The organism is Deinococcus detaillensis, from assembly GCF_007280555.1.
GTDB lineage: Bacteria > Deinococcota > Deinococci > Deinococcales > Deinococcaceae > Deinococcus > Deinococcus detaillensis.
Genome location: NZ_VKDB01000001.1, coordinates 29518 through 49353, shown reverse-complemented (window position 1 = coordinate 49353; position 19836 = coordinate 29518). Strand labels below are relative to the sequence as shown.

Below are 19836 nucleotides of genomic sequence, written 5' to 3'. Positions count from 1 at the left end.
CCACCCTATCGTCATGGGCGGACGTCCATAAGGACCCGCGAAACCCGTGTTGTTCTCCCACTCGCTCTTCTGCGGAGCTTGATGAGTCCGCTCAGATTTCACCGTTTTTGGGAGACAATTCGGCCAAAACTCATACGAGTTCTCGGCAAATCTTCAAAGTTGAGGTGCTCCTAAATCCTTCTGACTCCAAGTCGGCAAAAAGTTCTTAATTGTTGTGAGAAGCGCTACCTCTCTGTTCTTTAGTGTTCCCAGTGAACTTTGGGAAGCCGTTTTTCGAGCCAAGCCGGCAACCACCAATTCCATTTTCCGGCGAGTTGCAGCAAACCGGGCACCAGCACCAAACGGACGATGGTGGCGTCCAGCAGCACGGCGACAGCGAGGCCCAAACCGATGCTTTTGTTGGCCACCACCCGCCCAAAGATAAAAGCCACGAAGACGATAAACATAATCACGGCGGCGCTGGTAATAATCCGCGCCGTACGTCCAATCGCCAGCACGATGGATTCATTGTTGGCCTGCGGCTGCCCCGCGAGACGCAGATATTCTTCTTGCACCCGTGAAAGCAGGAAAATCTCGTAATCCATGCTGAGGCCAAACAAGACCGCAAACAGCAGCAGCGGCAAGCTCGAATCCAGCACGCCGACGTCTTGTGGCAAGCCCAGCAGCGAAGCGAAGTGGCCTTGTTGCACCACCCAAGTCACCACGCCGTAAGCGGCCAGCACCGTCAGGCTGTTCATCACGATACTCTTGAGCGGAATAAATAAACTGCGGAAAGCCACCATTAACAGCAAGAAAGTGCCGAAAAACACCGCACCGATGGCCAAGGGAATGGAGCTGGTAATGGCTTTGCTAAATTCACGCTCGCCTACAGGTGCGCCGCCGAGTTGGTAATCAAACGGCGCAGCACTGAGCACTCCGCGCAGTCGCGCTTCAAAAGCGTCTATTTGATCGGCCCGCAAATAGCCGTTCGGAACCACCGTGAAGCGCAGCAGCGTGCGGTCTGTGCTGAAACTGCGCCGCGTCAGGGCGGCCAAATCGTTAAGCGAACCTCCACCCCCACTGGCACTGCTGAGCGCCGCCGCGCTGACAAACGGGCTGATGACACCCTTGACATCCGGCAGTGCCTCGACTTGCCGCACCGTCCGGCGAAAAGCGTCGCGGCTCTGGGGGCCATACTTTTGCCCACCGCGCACTTTGAGAATCACCTCGAACTGAGAGAGGAGTCCGCCCGCGCCGAGGTCACGCACGGCGGCCAGCGCGTCACGCGACTCCACCCCTTCCACCAACCCCCACGCGCCCGCGTAGCCGGTTTGCATCTGTCGGGCGGGCAGGGCCAGCACCACCAAGACCAGCGTCGAGAGCGCCACCGCCAGCACGGGCCGCGCCGTGACCCGCCGGGCCAGCGCCGTCCAGAGCGCACTTTCGCGGGCCGATTGTCCGAAATCCAGGGCCCTGAATCCCTTAAACGCCAAATGCGGCCAGTTGACCCGCTCGCCCAGCAAGGTCAGCAGCGCGGGCAGCACCGTCAGGCTGGCCAGCACCGTGAACAGCACCGCCAGCACCCCGCCGATTCCCAGACTCCGCACGAAGGCAATCGGCGGCAGCAGCAGCGCCGCCATCGCCAGCGTCACCGCCGCGCCGCTGAGCAGCACGCTGCGCCCCGCCGTCATCACGGTGCGGTAAGCCGCCTCTGCACTGGCCGCCTCTGGACTGGCCGCCGCTGAACCTACTGCGCCGCTCTTGAGTTCTTCGCGGAAGCGGTTGACCATCAGCAGGGCGTAGTCAATGCCCGCGCCCAGTGAAACCAGCGTGATGATGCTCTGGGCAAAGGTGCTGGTGGGAATCAGGAACGTCAGTAAGTACAAGCCCGCCAGCGCGGTGGTGATGCTCAGCCCGCCGACGACCAGCGGCAAGGCGGCGGCCACCAGCGCCCCAAACACGAACAGCAGCACCAAGGCGATCAGCGGCAAGGCGGTCATCTCGCTGCGCTTGGTGTCGCCCTCGGCAAATTTGGTGAAGTCGGCGGCGATGGCTTGCCCGCCGGTCACGCGGGTGTCAAAGCCCGCTTTCTTCTGGCTCTGGACGTACGTCCGGATGCGTTCCAGCGCGGGCGTGGCTTCCTTGAACAGTGGGATTTGGGCCAGCGTCAGGGCCAGCTTGCTGCCTTCACCGCTGACCTGCACCGCGTTTTGGACGTTGTAGGGCAGCACCCGGGTCACCCCCGGCACTTTTTGAAGGCCCGCCACGAACGCGGTGTACTGCTGGGCCACGGCGGGCGAGCTGAGCGGCCGCTCGGTCTGCGTGACCAGCAGCACGGTGTTGGAATCACGCTCGCCGAAGCGCTGCGAGAGCAGGTCAATGACCTGACCGCTTTCGGAGCTGGACAGCGCTCCGGGGTCGGCGGTGAGGCGGGCGGGAGCGAGGCTGGCGGGCACGGCGCAGATCAGCGCCAAGAGCGCCCAGATGGCCAGCACCCACCAAGGCCGCTGGGTCACGAAACGGGCAAGCGGTTGCATTCGTGAAAGTAAAGCATGAGGGGAGGGCAGGGGCGGCGGGATGCGTGACAAAGGAGCGGGCCTGCTCAATGGCGCAGAGCAAGCCCAGCCGTCAAGTATCCAGCAACTTTTTACCTCAAGCGCGTCTTATTTCAGCCGCATCAGGGCACGCTTGGCCAGCACGCCCGCCAGATGCGCCCGGTACTCAGCACTGGCAAATCGGTCGCTGAGGAGATCGCCTGCGTCCACGGCGGTTTGGGTGGCCTGCTGAATGTGGTCGTCGCTGAGATCCGTCCCGATGGCCGCTTCCAGCTTGCTGAGCCGCACCGCTTTTGGCCCCGCGCCGGTCATAGCGATCTTGACGCCGTTCGGCCCGCTGACCGCCGCTACACCGACAATGGCGTAGTGGCTGGCCGGATGCCGGAACTTCTCGTAAGCGCCCTTGCAGGCCTGACGCGGAATATGAATCTCAGTGACGATCTCGCCTTCTGCCAGGGCCGTTTCAAACATCCCCAAGAAGTAATCGTCCACGCCCACGACGCGCTCGCCGCCCGCCGAGGTCAGCTTGAAGCTCGCGCCCAGCGTCAGCAGGCCCGCCGGGTAATCGGCAGCCGGGTCGGCGTGCGCCACCACACCGCCCAAAGTGCCCCGGTTACGAACCATCGGATCGCCGACCCAGCGGGCCATGTCGGGCATCAGGGGCGCGTACTCGGCCACTGTTTTGTCATAGAGCAGTTCGGAATGGGTCACACCCGCACCCAGAATCAGGGTGTCGCCGTCGGTGCGAATGCCGCGCAGCTCGTCCAATGCCGAAATGTCGATCAGGGCAGAAGGCGAAGCCAAGCGCAGTTTCATGGTGGGAATCAGCGAGTGGCCGCCGGCCAGCAGCTTGGCGTCGGGGTTGCTGGCCAGCATTTGCAGGGCGTCTTGGACGCTGGAGGCGCGGTGATAATCAAAGGGGGTCGTGTACATGTGGCTCCTTTGGAGGGGGTGTAGAGCGGATGATGTGATGCGGGAAGGGCAATCGATCACCCTCACTTCGCTCCATCCCAATCAAGCGGGAAGGAGCGAAGCAAATTAATCTCTTCTCAGTCGTCCGCTGCCTGTCCCGCCGCTTGCACGCCGCCCTTCATGGCCCGCCAGACTTTTTCCGGCGTGAACGGCATATCCACGTGGTGATGCCCGAACACGGTCAAAGCGTCGTTGACGGCATTGGCCACCGCTGCGGTGCTGGCAATCGTGCCGGACTCGCCGATCCCCTTGACGCCGAGCGGGTTGTGAGGGCTGGGCGTGACGGTGTGACCCGTTTCGAACATGGGAAGGTCTTCGGCGCGGGGCATGCTGTATTCCATAAATGAGCCGGTCAGCATGTTGCCTTCCTCGTCGTAAACGGCTTCTTCCAAAATGGCCTGACCAAAGCCCTGAGCGATGCCGCCGTGAACCTGGCCTTCGACCACCAGCGGATTGATCAGCGGGCCGCAGTCGTCCACGCAAACATACTTGGTCATCTTGACATGGCCGGTATCGGCGTCGAGTTCCACCACCGCGATGTGGGTGCCGAACGGATAGACGAAGTTCTTGGGATCGTACATGTACTGGGCTTCTAGGCCCGGTTCCATGCCTTCGGGGAGGTTATGGGCCAGGTGGGCCATCAGCGCCACGTCGAAGAACGACTTGCCGCCCTCCGGCACGCCCTTGACCTTAAATTGCCCGTCAGCGACTTCGATGTCTTCGGGAGAGGCTTCCAGCAGGTGCGCGGCGATTTTGGTGGCTTTGTCTTTGATACGGCCCAGCGCCATCTTGAGGGCACTGCCGCCGACTGCCGCCGAGCGTGAGCCGTAGGTGCCCCAGCCGAACGGCATCTTGCCGGTGTCGCCGTGAACGATGACCACGTCTTCCATCGGGATACCGAATTCTTCGGCAGCGATCTGGGCAAAGGTGGTTTCGTGGCCCTGTCCGTGCGAGTGGCTGCCGGTCAGCACTTCGATTTTGCCGGTGGGCATGACCCGCACCACCGCGCTTTCCCACTGTCCAGCCTGAGCGCCGAGCTGACCGACCAGAGCGCTGGGCGCGAGGCCGCAGGCTTCCACGTAGGTGGAAAAGCCGATGCCGATATAGCGCCCGTTCTTGCGGCCCTCGGCCTGCTCTTTGAGTAAGTCCTGATAGCCGACCATCGTCAGCGCTTTGTCGAGTGCGGCCTCATAGTTGCCGGAATCGTAGACCAGCGCCACGGGGGTCTGGTACGGGAAATCCTCGGGCTGAATGAAGTTCTTGCGGCGCAGTTCGGCGGCGTCCATGCCGAGTTCGGACGCAGCCTTGCTGACAATGCGCTCGACCAGGTAGGTGGCTTCGGGGCGTCCAGCTCCCCGGTAAGCGTCCACGGGTACGGTGTTGGTGAAGACGCCAGTAACTTTGCCGTGAACCGCCCCAAACTTGTAGGTGCCGTTAAGCAGCGTGCCGTACAAATACGTCGGCACGGCGGGCGCGAAGGTGGTCAGGTATGCGCCGAGGTTGGCAATGGTGTCGACTTTGAGGGCCAGCATCTTGCCGTCTTTGGTCAGGGCCAGTTGCGCCTCACTTTCGTGGTCGCGGCCCTGCATGTCGGTGACAAAGCTCTCGGAGCGCCGGGCAGCCCACTTGATCGGGCGATTTAACTTTTTGGCGGCAAACAGCACGATCACTTCTTCGGGGTACTGCATGATCTTGGAGCCAAATCCCCCGCCCACGTCCGGCGAGATGACGCGCAGTTTGTGTTCGGGAATGCCCAACACGAAGGCCGCCAGCATCAAGCGGTGAATGTGGGGGTTTTGCGAGGTGGTGTGCAGCGTAAATTCCTCGCTGGCCCGCTGGTACTGCGCCAAGCTGGCACGCGGCTCGATGGCGTTGGGCACCAAGCGGTGGTTGCGCAGCTTGAGGCTCACCACATGGTCGGCCTGCTTGAACAGCTCGTCAGCGGCGGCGGCGTCGCCAATTTCCCAGTTGAAGGCCACGTTGCCGGGCGCTTCGGGGTGCACGAGCGGCGCACCTTCTTTGAGGGCGTCACTGCCCAGCGAAACGCCGCCGAGCGGTTCCAAGTCCACCTCGATCAGGGCCACCGCGTCTTCGGCCAGCGCTCTTGTGTCGGCAATCACGACGGCCACGATGTCGCCCACGTAATGCACTTCACCGTGTGCGATGGCCGGGTGCGGCGGAATTTTGAGATCGGGGAGCAGCCAGCCGGTGGGGATACTGCCGACTTTGGCGTCGGCGAAGTCTTGGCCGGTCAGCACGGCGCGGACGCCTTCTAAGGCCAGCGCAGCGGAGGCGTCTATGGTGCCAATTTTGGCGTGTGAGTACGGGCTTCTGAGCATCGCCGCGTGAAGCTGGCCGTGCACGTTGATGTCGTCGGTGTAGTGCCCCTGACCGGTGATAAAGCGCGGGTCTTCCACACGCTTAACGGCCTTGCCGATGTATTTTTGCGGCCCTTCTGGAGCGTGGTAGTTGGAGTCGGGAAGCTGGGTCATGAATGCTCCTTTGGGGTGTGATGGTTGAGGGAAGGGGAGGCGCTCCGAAGGGCAAAGAGGTTGCTCAATCGTCCGCCGCTTGCCCCTGCTCCGCACCCTTCTGGCGCATCACGGCCGCCGCCTCGGTGATGGCCTTGACGATGTTGTGGTAGCCGGTGCAGCGGCAAAAATTCCCGCCGAGCTGCTCTCTGATTTCGTCTTCGCTGGGGTCGGGATTGCGGCGGATGATTTCGGCGGAGGCCATGATCATGCCCGGCGTGCAAAAGCCGCACTGGAGGCCATGCTGCTCCCAAAAGGCCGCCTGAATCGGGTGAAGCTCGTCCACGCTGCCGATGCCTTCGATAGTTTTGACGTCCATCCCGTCGGCCTGCACGGCAAACAGGGTGCAGCTCTTAACCGCTTCGCCGTTGAGCGACACGGTACACGCGCCGCACTGGCTGGTGTCGCAGCCGACGTGGGTGCCGGTGAGTTCGAGTTCGTCGCGCAAAAACTGAACGAGCAGCGTGCGCGGCTCGACTTGAGCGGATGTGGGCATGCCGTTGATATTGATGGTAATCGGTACACGACTCATGCGGCCTCCTTGAGTGGGTCAGCAGGTAAAAGAATCAAGCGGTTTGCGGCTGACTGGCTTCTTTGTCCAAATTGGCAAAAAACACGTCGGCTTGCTGCTGGGTAATGCCGCCGATCAGCCGTCCGGCGAGGGTGGCGAGCATGCCGCGCAATTTGGGTTCGCCTTCCCAGTCGATCTGGGTTTTGCCGCCCTCCACCTCGCTCAGCTTGAGGGTGCCGGTGGCGGTGACGATGCCGGTGGGGCTTTTGGCGTCGATGCTCAGCGTCATTTGCTGCGGCGGCTGACGGTCTGTGATGGTGACTTTGGCCTGAAATTTGCCTTTGACCGGCCCAACGGCCACGTTGAGAACGGCGTTGTACTGGTCTACTCCGCTGGCCGTCATTTCAGTGACGCCCGGCACGCAGCGGGCCAGCACCTCCGGGTCTTGCAGCAAAGCCCAAACCTTTTCCTGCGGCGCGTTGATGGTATGTGATCCCTGAACTTGCAAAAAGCACCTCCGGGAGAACTGGAGCGCTCCTTTTAAGAAGAACGTCCCTGTATTAAAGTTGAGTACCGTTTAACACTAACACTTCTGGCCTGAGTCTGGGCGTCGTGCGGCACACAAAAAAGCCGCCGGAGTTTGGTTCCCCAGCGGCATTTTCGGGCTCGGACTTTGGCGGCGCTCAGGGCTTGCCTGCCGTGAAACAGGCTTATCGTCAGCGGCCTGTAAAGCAGTGGCCCGTGAAGCGGTGCTGGCGGCTCTTCTGAAGAGCAAATCTCACCGCTCGCCGCCCCTAGGCTTCCTGACCCAGCCGCCCAAAAAATCGGTCGGCGTAGCGCTGGCCCGCTCCGGCGTCTTTGGCTTTGCTTTCGATCAGTTTGCCGCCCACACCGGCCAGCAAGCCCGACAGCTTGGGCGTGGCCACCCAGTCGATGCGGGTCGTCTCGCCCAGGTCGGTCAGGGTCATTTTGGTGTGCAAAATCGCCGTGCCGGTAATGGTTTTGCCTTCCACTTCCAGCTCCATATATTCGGGCGGCTGAGCGTTGAGCACGCGCACCAAAGTTTTGAACTTGCCTTTGACCGGCCCCATGCTGACGCTCAGGGTGGCCCGCATTTGCCCGCCCTGTTCCGTTACGGCGTCGCTGAGGCCCGGCACCACTTTGACCAGAACTTGAGGATCTTGCAGCATCGCCCACACGCGCTCGCGGGGAGCGGAAACGCTGCTGCTGCCTTGAAAAGTATGCGCTGACATGCCCAGCATTGTGACGCAGCGGGGTGAGAAGATCAGCGGCTCGCGGCACTGGCCTGTAACTTTGGATGGACGCGGCGCGTGGGAGCGGCAAGTTACCCTTTTGTCACAAGGAGACCCACCATGACCAATCCCGAGAATGAAGGCGTCAACCTCAATAAGACCGCTCCGGCCAACGATCTGCGGATTGACCCGCCGCAGACCCCACATCTGCCGCCGCACCAGCAAGACGTGCCGAGTTGGATCGACGAAGCGACCCGCCCAGCCGCGCCGCGCACTCCTGAAACTCAGCCGCAAGCTTATTTCAACCCCCGGCAGCCCAGCAGCGCGGCGACCACCGACCCACAGCCGCTGCCAATCACCCAGGCGGGCGACATCAGCTCCCGCAAATTGGTGGCCGGCCTGCTGGCGATTTTTCTCGGCACGCTGGGCGCACATAAGTTTTATCTGGGCCGCACCACGCCCGGTTTGATGATGCTGCTGGTCAACATCGGCGGCTGGTTTCTGACCGGCGTGCTGAGCATCGTCACCTTCGGCATAGGGGCGTTGGTGTTGGTGCCGCTGATGATGCTGGTTTTCACGGCGCTGTGCATCGTCAGCATCATTGAGGGCGTGGTGTACCTGACCCGCAGCGACGAAGAGTTTAACCAAACCTACTTGGTGGGCCGCAAAGATTGGTTCTGACGCTGAATGGCACAGCAAGCGTGGCCGCCGGATACCACCGGGGGCCACGCTTTTGGTTGCCGCAAAGCTCAGTGCTTAGCCGTTGGCCGCTTCGTAGGCCGCCGCGTCCATCAGGTCGCCGCCTTCTTCGGTCACGTCCAACTTGAACAGCCAGCCGTCGCCGTAAGGCTCGCCGTTGACCTGCTCCGGTGCGCTGCCGAGCGCTTCATTGACGGCCACGATCGTCCCGCTGGCCGGTGAGTAGATGTCCGAGGCGGTCTTGACGCTCTCGACCACAGCCACTGTTTCGCCGGCCTTGACCTCGCGGCCCACTTCCGGCAACTCCACGTACACCACGTCGCCAAGCTGATCTTGCGCGAAGTCGGAAATGCCCACCGTGCCGTCATCTTTGAGCCATTCGTGACTGGCGGCGTACTTCAGTTCTGAAGGAATATTCATAGCGGTATTCTCCATGATTTTGAGTGCAAATGTGTGGGAAAAGAGGCTTGCAACCAGCAGCGCTACACGTCCGCTTTTTTGTAGAACGGCAAGGCCACCCGCCGCGCCTCATGCAGCTTACCGCGCACTTCCACGCCGTAGGCCTCGGCGTCGGCGCTCTGAACGTTGACCAGGGCCATCGCCACCGGGTAGCCCAGCGTGGGGCTGAGGCTGCCGCTGGTGATGTGGCCCACCACTTGCCCGTCAAGCTGCACCGGATAGCCTTCGCGCACCGGCACTTTGTCCAGGGCAAGGCCGATCAGCTTTTGGCTGGGCGCGAGGTCGATATGCTCGCGGCCCAAATGCTGTTTGTCTTTGACCACCCAGGTGTAGGTGCTGCTGAGCGGGTGAATAGAATCGGAAAACTCGTGGCCGTAAAGCGGAAAACCCGCTTCCAGCCGCAGGGTGTCGCGTGCGCCGAGGCCAGCGGGAATCAGGCCCACCGACAGCAGCTGGTTCCACATCTCTTCAGCTTGTTCGGCGGCCACGAACACCTCGAAGCCGTCCTCGCCGGTATAGCCGGTGCGGGCCAGCCAGACCGGAAGGCCGAAAAGGTGAGCGGAAAAGAAACTGTTTTTCTTGCGGGCGATCAGGTCGGTGTCGGCGTGCAGTTGCAGGAGGTCAGCCGCTTTCGGCCCCTGCACGGCGATCAGGCCCCACTGATCCGATTCGTCGGTGAGCACTGCGCCGTACCTGGCGGCCTGCCGGGTCAAATGCGCCCAGTCTTTGGCGATGTTGGAGGCGTTGACCACCATAAAAAATTCGTCGGCTGAGACGCGGTAGATGTAGATGTCGTCTACCAGGCCGCCCGCCTCGCCCGGCAACCAGTTGTACTGAGCACGTCCGGGGCGCAGTTTGCTGAGATCATTGGTGGTCACGTACTGCAAAAAGGCTTCGGCGTCCGGCCCCGTCACACGGAATTCGCCCATGTGCGACACGTCGAACATGCCCGCGCTTTGGCGCACCGCCGCGTGTTCGGCTTTGACGCCGGCGTACTGAACGGGCATATCCCAGCCGCCAAACGGCACCATTCTGGCTCCGGCCTTCAGGTGAGCAGCGTGCAGCGGCGTGCGCCGGAGCGCTCCTGTTTCGTCTAAGTTGGTCACGCGTTTTATCTTAACGCGGGGCTGCTGAGTGGGTGCAGGGGAAGCCAAAAGAAGTTCGGCGCGGCTTAGTCGCCGCTTAGCAGTGGGCGCTATGCTGGCTTCATATGCGTTTTTTGCTGAGAACTCTGGGTGTTTTGGTGGTGTTGGCGCTGTTGGCGGCGGGCGGCATGTGGTACCTGTGGGGCCGCAATCTGCCCAGCGTCACCGACCTCGACGTGCTGGAGTTCAGCGGCACCACCCGGGTCTATGACCGCCAAAACAAACTCGTCGCCACCCTGACGCCCTCGCTGTCTAGCGGCCAGAGCGTCAACCGCGACCTTTTACCGCTGACGCAGATCAGCTCCTCGGCCAAGTGGGCAACTGTTACCAGCGAAGATCGGCGCTTTTACGATCACGGCGGGGTAGACATCATCGGCATCGGGCGCGGGCTGTTTAGGGGCCTGTTCCAAAATAACTTGGAAGGCGGCTCCAGCATCACCCAGCAGGTCGTCAAAAATACGCTGCTGAGCAACCTCAAGAGCGCCCGCACCGCCGAGCGCAAATTCAAGGAAGCGGTGCTGGCCTACCAGCTCGAAAATCAGTTCAGCAAAGACCAGATTCTGAACGCTTACCTGAACGTCATATACTGGGGAGACGGCGGCGCAAGCGACATCATCGGCGTGGGCGCGGCGGCGCAGGCGTATTTCCGCGTTCCGGCGTCGCAGCTCAACTTGGCCCAGAGCGTCTACCTCGCCACCCTGATTCCTGCGCCCAACACCCGTTACAAAGACTTCAGCGGCTTTCGCCCGCTGGAAAAAGATCTGCTCGACCGAATGGTCGAAGATAAACGCGTCACGCAGGCCGAGGCCGACGCCGCTTGGAAAACGCCTATTTATCCGTCAGGCTGGCGCATCGCCTGGGGCGCGAATGGTCAGGTGCAGTCGGCCACCTTGGAGCGGCCCCAGAGCTTGTCTGACAACAATCCGGCCACCCAGACCCAACCGGCCTTTCACTTTATGCAGGCTTTGGAGCAAGAACTCACCGCTCAGATTGGCCGCAAAGCGCTCTACGGCGGCGGCAAGGTCTACGCCACCGTGGACTTACAAGATCAACGCGCCGCCGAACGCGCCAGCTTGAAGGCCCAGTTGCCGGACGGCGCGACCCTCGGCATTGCCCTGCTCGACCCCAGCAACGGCGAAGTGCGGGCGCTGGTGGGCCAAAAGCTGACTGGAGGCCGCCCACTAGACTGGAACAACGCTCTTCAGGCGCGTCGGCAAGTCGGGAGCAGCATCAAGCCGCTGCTGTACACGCTGGCGCTCTCGGAAGGCTGGAAGCAGTCGGACACCGTGCTGGACTCGCCGCTGACTGGCGATTACCGACCCCAGAACTACGACGGACGCTGGACCGGGCGGCAGGTGACGCTCAGGTACGCGCTCGACCACTCGCTCAACCTCCCCACCGTGCGGCTGGGGCAAGAGATCGGCATGGACAAGTTCATGGACAAGCTGCGCCAACTCGGCATGACTCCACCCACCGACGCGGGCCTGTCACTCAGCATCGGCACCTTGGAAGCCAGCCCGCTGCAAATGGCCGCCGCTTACGCTCCGTTTGCCAACGGCGGCAATTACTACGCGCCCAGCTTGGTGCGCCGGGTAGAGGACGCACGCGGCAAAGTCATCTACAGCCGCCCCGCCCCCGTCCCCACCCGCGTTTGGGACGCCCAGACGGCTTGGCTGGGCCTGGATATGATTCGCGGCGTGGTCAACGATCTCGACCGTTTTCAGGGCGGTCTGGGCTACAACGCCCGCATCGAGGGCCGCGACGTGGCTGGCAAGACCGGCACCACCAACGACATCAAGGATCTGTGGTTTGTCGGCACCACCCCGGCTCTCACCGGAGCCGTCTGGGTGGGCAAGCAGGCCGGCGGCTCACTGCCCGCCTGGGCCTACAGCGGCACCATCCCCGCACCGATCTGGCAGCAGGCGGTGTCCGGCTCGCTGGAAGGCAGCCCGGTAAGCGCCTTCAAGGAGCCGCCAGGGATCGAATACGCCGTTGTTCGGCAAGTCAATATGGCCTTTCGCACCGCGCCCGTCTCCAAACCTGCACCAGAAGCGGCCAAGCCGGAGCCGAGTCCAGCCGATCAGCCCGCACCTACTCCGGCCCAACCCGTTCCAGCTCAGGTCAATCCCAGCCCAGTCAATCCCAGCTCGACACCCAATGAAATCCAACCGCAAAATCCGCAAGACCCCAGCGCTTACCCGCAGCCAGAAGACTTGGTGCCCAGCGACCCCAATGCCGCCAACCCCACCAACTCCACCGGCACCGACCCCAACGTGGATTTTCAGGGCAATCAAGGTGAGGTGCAGATTGTGCCGCAGCCGGAAGCGCCGCCGAGCCAGTAGAGCAGCGGGCGAGGAGTTGGGCCAGAAGTTCTTCTCAGGCTCCTTAGCTCAGAGCAGTTCGCTCAGCACCGAGGCTGGCCCGCTGTGGTTGCCGCCAAACGGCACGCCGCTGCCGATCAGTACCGCCGCTGCCCTGCCGGTGTCAGGCGAAAAGCCCAGCGCGGCCCGCGTCCCTCTGGCCACGCCGTCGTGCCACCACACCGCTTCGCGCCGCCACTTGGTTACAAACCAGCCGCCCGTCACGCCCAGGAGCGGCGCGGGTGCGCGGACGGCACTGAGCTTTTCCCAGCCGCGCAGCCGCCCGCTAAAGTGGGCTTCGGCAAAGCTCAGCAAATCGGCGGCGGTGCTGTACAGTCCTCCTGCGCCGATCAGGCCACCGAAGCCGCTGACTTTGGCGCTGCCCAGCAGGCCGTGTGGAGTCGCCAGCGGGGTGAGGGGCGCAAAACCAATGTGGGTAAGGCCCAGCGGCGTAAGAATCCAGCGCTGTAAAGCTGCTGGGTAAGGTTCACCCGCCGCTTCAGCGAGGGCCAGCGCCAGCAGGCCGTAACCAAAATTGGAATACGACAGCCGCCCGGCTTGCTGGCGGGCTAGCCCACTCCAGCGCCGCCCCGAGGCCAGCACGGTTTCGGCGCTCAGACGGCCATACGGATTGTGAAAGTCACTCAGCATGCCCAGCGTGGCCCGCAGCGGATGGGTCGGCAGCCCCGCCGTGTGGGTCAGCAGGGCGCGGGCGGTGACGTGCGGCGGGTAGCCGCGAAAAGCCCGCAACTGGCGCGAGAGCGGGGCGTCGAGGTCGAGCAGACCCTGCTGGGCCAGCTCAAAAGCCAAAGCCGCTGTGAACGGTTTGGTGACACTGGCGATTTCAAAACTGCTCTCCGGAGCGCCGCGCAGCCCCAACACCAAACGCTGAGCGCCCTGTGAGATGGCCACCACGCCCGCAGGCCTGACGCTCCGGCGCAGCGCCGTACCGAGCCTGCGGGCGTCTACGTCAGGCAGCGAGTCGGCAAATTGATGAGCGACTTGAGCAGCGGGGTCAGGTCTAAACATGGCTTAGCGCTGAGGGAAAGACCTGTAGATTTTCACGCCCTCAGCATAGGCGGATTTGGCTCCCAGAGACCAAAAAAATCCGCCCTTCTCAGGCGGTGATAAGATAAGGATAGCGCGGTATTTGGACGCTGTCAAGTTTATGCATTGAGATCCAGTTCTGGTAAGGCCTGAACACACGCTGAACTGTCTTCGACTTCCCAAGTGGCTGCCGGACTGGCGAGGGCGAAGAAAGAATACCGGTTCAGAATAAAATTAAAAACCCGCCTTCGTGGGCGGCTGGCTTCTTTTGATTGATAGGAAAACTATAGCGCGTTATTCAGACTTTGTCAAGGGTATACTTTGGAAGTCTGGAGAGTGCTGGAGCGGCGCTGTTTTGCAGGGGAATACATTTGCAGGAATTAAGCGCTTCTCACTACCTACCAAAGCGGGCCGCCTCTGGCTTGTTACAATGTTGGACATGACCGCCGAGCGATTAGGGCCAAATCCGTGAGGCCGATCTTATGAATTATGCAGCGTCGCTGGCCACTGTCGTAATACTGGCGTTCTTTTTTCCGCTGTTGGTGAGGCTGGCCAGCGGCTACGGCGTATCGCGCTCGCTCAGCGCTTCTACCTTGGCAGTGGTGCTGACGTTCGTGGTCGCCACTTCTCTGATCCGTTTTCAAGTCACCCGCTTCCGCGTTTCCACCACCAAACTGGACGAAGCCCGCGCCCAAGCCGCGCTGCACCCGAATCAAGCGCGGGCCTACTTTGTGGGCGGCGAACACCTCGCCACATTGCTGCTGAGAATGGGCCGCAGGCGCGAGGCGGCGGACGTCATCGACCGCTACGCCCAACTCGGCGGCGCGAAAGAAAGCGAGATCGTGACGCTCAGAGAAGCGCTGGCCAAAGCCGAGCGGCGGCAGAGAAAGGAAGGTTAGGGGTGGCGCAAAAGAGTGAAGTTCCGCTTAAGTTGTGGGCAAAAGACGACACGAAGCGCTCCGGCGTCATAAACTGTCGAGCATGAGGGCCTACAAAGGCGTGGTTGAAAATGGAGTGGTGGTGCTGATCGGCGTAAAGCTGCCGGAAGGCACCGTCGTGACCGTGACGGTGGGCGAGGGCGAGTTGCTGCGGGCCAAAATCAGCAGCGCCCTCAACCGACCCAAGAAAATCCGAATCAAATTGCGCCCTTTACCGGGTTTGGCCAGCGAGCGCGTTACCCCAGCGGAATGTGATGTCCCAGAACTGGTCTGAGCGCGGCGCGTCTGACGCTGCCGACTTGGCTTTTCCGACAGAACCGAATTCGGCAGACCCAGATTCGGCAGAGTTGGACTCGGCAGACTGGGAAGACGACTTGGGCGGCACAGAAACTGCAGGCATACATATCTGGCTGGTGCCGACGCCGGTGGGCAATCTCGGCGACATCACTTACCGGGCGGTGGAAGTCTTGCGCGGCGCGGACGCGGTGGCCTGCGAAGACACCCGACGCAGCGGAGCGCTGCTGAGCCATTTTGGGATTTCGCGCCCACTGGTGCGCTTAGATGCCCACACCATGTCGCGGGCCGAAAGCGTGCTGAGCAAATATCCGCGCCTCGCTTATATCTCGGATGCGGGAAGTCCGGGCATCAGCGATCCGGGCAGCGAACTGGTGGCGGCGGCACTTAAATTGGGCGGGCGGGTAGAAGCCCTGCCGGGAGCCACCGCGTTTGTTCCAGCATTGGTGCTCTCGGGCCTGAGCAGCGCCCGCTTTACCTTTGAGGGCTTTTTGCCGCGCTCGGGGCGCGAGCGCAAAGAACGCCTCGCGGCGGTGGCCCAGCGCAGCGAAACCAGCTTGATCTACGAAAGCCCTCACCGCCTGCACGCCACTTTGCTGGAATTGGCGGTGAGTTGCGGCGAGCAGCGCCCAGGCAGCGTGACCCGCGAACTCAGCAAAAAGTTTGAAGAAACGCGGCGCGGCCCGCTCAGCGAACTCGCCCAGCACTTTGAGGGCGGTGTGCGCGGCGAAATCGTGGTGGTGGTGGCAGGCAAAGCGGCAGACGAGCTCTTGCCCGGCGTAACCCAGACAGATTACGGGCAGCTCGCTCAGGAGTGGGCGGAGGCTGGCAAAGACGCCCGCGAAATCCGGGCCTTGCTCCAAGCCAGCGGTTTGCGTAAGAATGACGCTTATCAGCTGTCGTTGAGTGTCACTGCACCGCGACTCGGTTGATTGACCGCTCGGCCAAGCACCTTTTGCTCACCTGCCTTCCCCTAAGGAAGCGCTTCCAAAACCACTCGCCCCAGCGGAGGACTTATGACCGAACCCACTCCAATCAAGCGCATCGCGGTGCTGACCAGCGGCGGCGACGCGCCGGGCATGAACGCGGCTATCCGGGCCGTCGTCCGTACCGCCACATATCACGGCATCGAAGTGGTGGGGGTGCGGCGCGGCTTTCAAGGACTGCACCAAGGTGACTTGCGCCTCCTCGGCCCCCGTGACGTGGCCAATATCATCCAGCGCGGCGGCACCATGCTGCTGACCGCCCGCAGCCACACCTGGCGCAGCGCCGAGGGGCGGGCTGAGGGAGCGCGTCACCTGCGCGAGTGGCACGTGGACGCTTTGGTGGTCATCGGCGGCGACGGCAGCTTTCACGGCGCACACTTTTTGCAAAAAGAGCACGGTATCCGGGTGGTCGGCCTCCCCGGCACCATCGACAACGACCTCTACGGCACCGACCACACCATCGGTTACTTCACGGCAGTCGAAACGGCCCTGGACGCCGTCGACAAACTGCGCGACACGGCGGCCAGCCACGAGCGCATCTTCGTGATTGAGGTGATGGGCCGCCACGCCGGACACATCGCCCTCGACGTGGCGGTGGCGGGCGGCGCAGAAGAAGTCTTTTTGCCGGAAGACGAAAAATCGGTGGACGACTTGATGGACGTTATCCGGGAAAGTCAGGCCAAAGGCAAAGCCAGCAGCGTGATTATCGTGGCCGAGGGCTACCCCGGCGGCGGGCAGGGCATCGCCAACGCCATTACCCAGCACACCGGCATCGACACCCGCCTGACCGTGCTGGGCCACATCCAGCGCGGCGGCTCGCCGGTGTCCTCTGACCGGGTGCTGGCTTCGCGGCTGGGTCAGGGCGCGGTGGAAGCTTTGATGGCGGGCAAGTCCAACATCATGATCGGGCGCACCGGCGGCGGGCTGACGTATGTGCCGTTTGAAGAAACCTGGGAAAAGCGCAAGGACGTGAGCCGGGCGCTCTATAAGTGCGCCAAAATCCTGAGCATTTGAGAAGTGGGAAGTGGGGAGTGATTTGTGTGAGAAGCGCGGCGGGTCAGCACCTCGCCCGATAAACGCTAGATCCATCTCCTATGCTTGATCCATGCCTTCCGATTCTGGTTCAACCCAAAACCCGACTCCTACGAACTCAACCCCTGCGTCCACTTTTCCGATGTTTGTCAGTGTGGAGGAAGCCCGCACGCTGCTGAGCGCCCTTTTGCCTGAGCGGGAAACAGAACACGTGCCGCTGAGCCTCGCTTACGGGCGCACGCTGGCCGCCGACCTGATCGCCAAAGTCAGCCACCCCTCGGCCACCGAGAGCGCTCTGGACGGCATTGCTTGCCGAGGTGCCGACACGCTCTCGGCTTCGCGGGAAACGCCGGTTCGCCTGCGCCTGATAGGCGAAAGCCGCGCCGGGCAAGCCTTTGCGGGTGAAGTCGGCGCGGGCGAGGCGGTGCGGATTTACACCGGAGCGCCGCTGCCAGACGGTGCAGACGCGATTTGTCCGGTAGAGCAACTGCAAGATGCTGGAGACGACATTGTGCTGCTGCGCCCCGCCCTGAGCGGCGACGTTCGGCACGAAGGCGGCGACTTCCGGACAGGGGAGACGGTCTTGCGGGCGGGCGTGCGGCTGACGCCTTCCCGCGTGGCGCTGGCGGCCGCTCTAGGCCACGCCGAAGTCCCGACATTGAGGCCGCTCAAAGTGGCGGTGATGAGCACCGGCGACGAGGTGGTGGAGCCGGGGCTGCCGCTGACAGCAGGGCAGGTCTATAACTCCAACGCGTACGGTTTGCTGGGCATGTTGCAGGAAGCCGGATGCGAAGCGGTGCTGCTGCCCGCCGCACCCGACAGCCCGGAGGCGCTGGAACTGGCGCTGACCAGCATCGGCGGGGCGGACGTACTGCTGACCAGCGGCGGCGTCAGCATGGGCAAGTACGACTTCGTGCGCGACCTGCTGATCGAGGGCGGCCAAGTCAGCTTCTGGAAAGTTCGGATGCGGCCCGGCGGCCCGGCCATGCTCGGCGGTTGGAGGGGCCTGCCGGTGTTCGGCTTGCCCGGCAATCCAGTGAGCAGCTTGGTGGTCTTTCACGTGATCGTGCGCCCAGCACTGACCGGACAGCCGCTGAGCACTCTGCGCCTGAGAGCCGGCACGCCTTTCCGGGGTCTGGCCGACAAAACTGCTTTTTGGCGGGCCGAGGTGCGCGGCGCTGAGGTCTTTGACTACGCCAAGCAGGGCAGCGGCGTGCTGAGGTCGCTGAGCGAGGCGGGAGCACTGGTCGTGATGGCGGAGGGCGGCTCGGCGGAAGTGGGCGACGAAGTGGACGTGGTGCTGATGTGAGAGGCAACTCCGTTAGGATATGAACGTGAAACTCCCTCTCTTTTTGCTTCTCAGCGCGACTTTGCTGCTCTCGGCCTGCGGCGGCGGCTCAACATCTCAAGCCGATACCGCTGCGCCCAACGTGGCCCTCAGCGCCGCGCAAAGCGGCAGCTCGGTTGTCCTGAGCGCCGATGCTTCGGACAACGTGGTTATCAGCAAAGTGGAGTTTTACCGGGGAGGCCAACTGCTCGCCACAGACACGGCAGCGCCTTACACCGCTGGCGACACGGTGACGGCAGCCGGCAGCGCTACTTACACTGCCAAAGCCTACGACGCTGCGGGCAACATTGGGCAAAGCAGCAAAAGTATCACGTTGACCTTGACGCAAAAAAATACCCTGTATCAAGGCGTGTGGGGCTGGGCAATTGGCGACAGCACCGACGCGACTTTGCTTGATTCGGGAGTGACCGTCTTCTCTGACGAAATAGCTGGGAACAGCGGCACTGTGGCGGCGGGCGCTTATTTCAATAAAGCGCAAACCCGCAGTGGAGTTGCTGTGATGGGTCCTGTCAGCGCCGCTGGAAAACTGGAGACGGCTTTCAGCTTTGACGCAAGCGGGTCAACTCGCTTGTATTTTGTCGGTTCAGACGACAACAACGCGATTGAACTTTATCAGGGCAGCCCTACTTTTGCGGGTACAGGTGTGCTCCTTAATGCCAACAACAAACCAGCGCAGGCGATTATTGTCGCCTTGGTTCAGGGCAGCACCACCGTGCCGAGCAGCCTCACCGCGCAGGCAACTCTCAAAACCCAAGCTAAGGCGCTGGCGCTCGACGCTTTGCGAACAGTCAAGCTCAACACCTCTCCCCAGAGCGTGAAGATCAGCTCCGCCCTTCTCGAAAGTGTAGAAAAAACCAGCTCCCTGCTGCGCTAAAGCTGCTCAGACAGGCCGCCCCGCCATCATGAAACTGGCCGTCATGCCGCCGTCTACCGGCACAATCGCCCCGGTCATGAAGCTGGCAGCGGGCGAGGCCAGGAAGTAGACCAACTCGGCCACCTCTCTGGGCGTTCCGAGGCGTCGTAGGGCGTGGAGGTCTTCGTAATCGCGGCGGGTTTGGGCGGGGTCGTGGCTGCTTGCCACCGAGTTGAGCAGTTCTTCGGTGGCAATCGCGCCGGGGGCCACGGCGTTGACCCGAATCCCCTTTGGCGCGAGGTCCAGACACATCGAGCGGGTCAGGTTGACGAGTCCGGCTTTGCTGGCGGTGTAGGCCACATTGCCCTGCTCGGCAAACAGACCCTGCACGCTGGCGACGTGGACAATGGCGCTCCCTCCTGGCATCAGCGGCACACAGGCCCGTGAGAACCGCAGCGGAGCCGTCAAATTCACGTCCAGCGCCCGCTGCCAGCCGCCCTCGGAGACGTCCATCAGTGAGCCGACCGCGCCCTGATAAGCGGCATTGTTGACCAGTACGTCCAGCCCGCCCCACTGAGCGCCGACTTGCTTCACAGCCCGCTGGATGTCTGCAGCGCTGGTGACGTCGCCCTGAACGTGCAAGTGTTGGTCAACTTGACTGCTCAGCGGCGCGGGCAGGTTGAGGTCAAACAGCAGCACGCCCGCGCCGCGCTCGGCAAACAGTTCGGCAACCGCTCTGCCGATGCCCTGCGCCGCGCCCGTGACGAGAACGCGGGGTGTCCAGTCGGGTGAAGTGTTCAGATGGGTCATAGTGAAAGCAGCATCTCACGGCCTTGCTTAAAGAGCAGCGCCAAAACACCCAAGAGCAGGCCAT

General features: G+C 62.5%; 18 protein-coding genes. 8 read left to right on the top strand and 10 right to left on the bottom strand.

The features are described from left to right. Positions 1-239 precede the first annotated feature (239 nt). The 6 genes from FNU79_RS00245 to FNU79_RS19000 form a co-directional block, all read right to left on the bottom strand. Positions 240-2516, bottom strand: a complete 2277-nt coding sequence (locus FNU79_RS00245) for an MMPL family transporter (protein ID WP_143718954.1) — start codon at positions 2514-2516, stop codon at positions 240-242. Between the two features lie 126 nt (positions 2517-2642). After that, entirely contained in the window at positions 2643-3467 is an 825-nt protein-coding gene (locus FNU79_RS00240; protein ID WP_143718953.1) for an FAD binding domain-containing protein, read from the bottom strand. 116 nt (positions 3468-3583) lie between these two features. Further along, on the bottom strand, positions 3584-5998 hold the full coding sequence (locus FNU79_RS00235; RefSeq protein ID WP_143718952.1) for a xanthine dehydrogenase family protein molybdopterin-binding subunit: 2415 nt from the start codon (positions 5996-5998) through the stop codon (positions 3584-3586). 64 nt (positions 5999-6062) lie between these two features. Then, positions 6063-6569, bottom strand: a complete 507-nt coding sequence (locus tag FNU79_RS00230) for a (2Fe-2S)-binding protein (RefSeq protein WP_143718951.1) — start codon at positions 6567-6569, stop codon at positions 6063-6065. Between the two features lie 34 nt (positions 6570-6603). Continuing rightward, entirely contained in the window at positions 6604-7056 is a 453-nt protein-coding gene (locus FNU79_RS00225) for a CoxG family protein (RefSeq protein ID WP_143718950.1), read from the bottom strand. 286 nt (positions 7057-7342) lie between these two features. Further along, the gene (locus FNU79_RS19000; RefSeq protein ID WP_185974562.1) at positions 7343-7801 is read right to left on the bottom strand and encodes an SRPBCC family protein; all 459 of its coding nucleotides are present in this window, start codon (positions 7799-7801) and stop codon (positions 7343-7345) included. A 120-nt stretch (positions 7802-7921) separates the two neighbouring features. Between FNU79_RS19000 and FNU79_RS00215 the strand changes: the two genes are divergently transcribed. Continuing rightward, the gene (locus FNU79_RS00215) at positions 7922-8482 is read left to right on the top strand and encodes a TM2 domain-containing protein (RefSeq protein ID WP_143718949.1); all 561 of its coding nucleotides are present in this window, start codon (positions 7922-7924) and stop codon (positions 8480-8482) included. Between the two features lie 75 nt (positions 8483-8557). Here FNU79_RS00215 and gcvH read toward each other — a convergent pair whose 3' ends face one another. Together gcvH and gcvT are read right to left on the bottom strand one after the other, a co-directional pair. Beyond that, positions 8558-8920, bottom strand: coding sequence for a glycine cleavage system protein GcvH (gcvH, locus tag FNU79_RS00210; RefSeq protein ID WP_143718948.1), 363 nt, complete (start codon positions 8918-8920; stop codon positions 8558-8560). 62 nt (positions 8921-8982) lie between these two features. Continuing rightward, the gene (gcvT, locus tag FNU79_RS00205) at positions 8983-10065 is read right to left on the bottom strand and encodes a glycine cleavage system aminomethyltransferase GcvT (RefSeq protein ID WP_143718947.1); all 1083 of its coding nucleotides are present in this window, start codon (positions 10063-10065) and stop codon (positions 8983-8985) included. A 104-nt stretch (positions 10066-10169) separates the two neighbouring features. Between gcvT and FNU79_RS00200 the strand changes: the two genes are divergently transcribed. Next, on the top strand, positions 10170-12446 hold the full coding sequence (locus FNU79_RS00200; protein ID WP_143718946.1) for a transglycosylase domain-containing protein: 2277 nt from the start codon (positions 10170-10172) through the stop codon (positions 12444-12446). Positions 12447-12494: 48 nt separating this feature from the next. Here FNU79_RS00200 and FNU79_RS00195 read toward each other — a convergent pair whose 3' ends face one another. Then, positions 12495-13493 (bottom strand): serine hydrolase domain-containing protein, encoded by a 999-nt coding sequence (locus tag FNU79_RS00195; protein ID WP_143718945.1) that lies wholly within the window; start codon positions 13491-13493, stop codon positions 12495-12497. A 500-nt stretch (positions 13494-13993) separates the two neighbouring features. Here FNU79_RS00195 and FNU79_RS00190 point away from each other — a divergent pair, with 500 nt between their 5' ends. From FNU79_RS00190 to FNU79_RS00165, 6 genes are all read left to right on the top strand, one after another. Next, the gene (locus tag FNU79_RS00190; protein ID WP_143718944.1) at positions 13994-14410 is read left to right on the top strand and encodes a hypothetical protein; all 417 of its coding nucleotides are present in this window, start codon (positions 13994-13996) and stop codon (positions 14408-14410) included. Between the two features lie 82 nt (positions 14411-14492). Then, a complete protein-coding gene (locus FNU79_RS00185) occupies positions 14493-14723 on the top strand; it encodes a hypothetical protein (RefSeq protein ID WP_124870793.1) in 231 nt (76 codons plus the stop codon). After that, positions 14704-15675, top strand: coding sequence for a 16S rRNA (cytidine(1402)-2'-O)-methyltransferase (gene rsmI / locus FNU79_RS00180; RefSeq protein ID WP_143718943.1), 972 nt, complete (start codon positions 14704-14706; stop codon positions 15673-15675). The genes FNU79_RS00185 and rsmI overlap by 20 nt, the downstream gene beginning before the upstream one ends. An 84-nt stretch (positions 15676-15759) precedes the next feature. Continuing rightward, entirely contained in the window at positions 15760-16743 is a 984-nt protein-coding gene (pfkA, locus tag FNU79_RS00175) for a 6-phosphofructokinase (protein WP_143718942.1), read from the top strand. A gap of 160 nt (positions 16744-16903) precedes the next feature. Further along, a complete protein-coding gene (locus FNU79_RS00170; RefSeq protein ID WP_143718941.1) occupies positions 16904-18070 on the top strand; it encodes a molybdopterin molybdotransferase MoeA in 1167 nt (388 codons plus the stop codon). 25 nt (positions 18071-18095) lie between these two features. Then, on the top strand, positions 18096-18983 hold the full coding sequence (locus tag FNU79_RS00165; RefSeq protein ID WP_143718940.1) for an Ig-like domain-containing protein: 888 nt from the start codon (positions 18096-18098) through the stop codon (positions 18981-18983). A gap of 6 nt (positions 18984-18989) precedes the next feature. Here the strand turns inward: FNU79_RS00165 and FNU79_RS00160 are convergent, their stop codons facing one another. Then, the gene (locus FNU79_RS00160; RefSeq protein WP_143718939.1) at positions 18990-19772 is read right to left on the bottom strand and encodes an SDR family NAD(P)-dependent oxidoreductase; all 783 of its coding nucleotides are present in this window, start codon (positions 19770-19772) and stop codon (positions 18990-18992) included. Between the last annotated feature and the right edge of the window lie 64 nt (positions 19773-19836).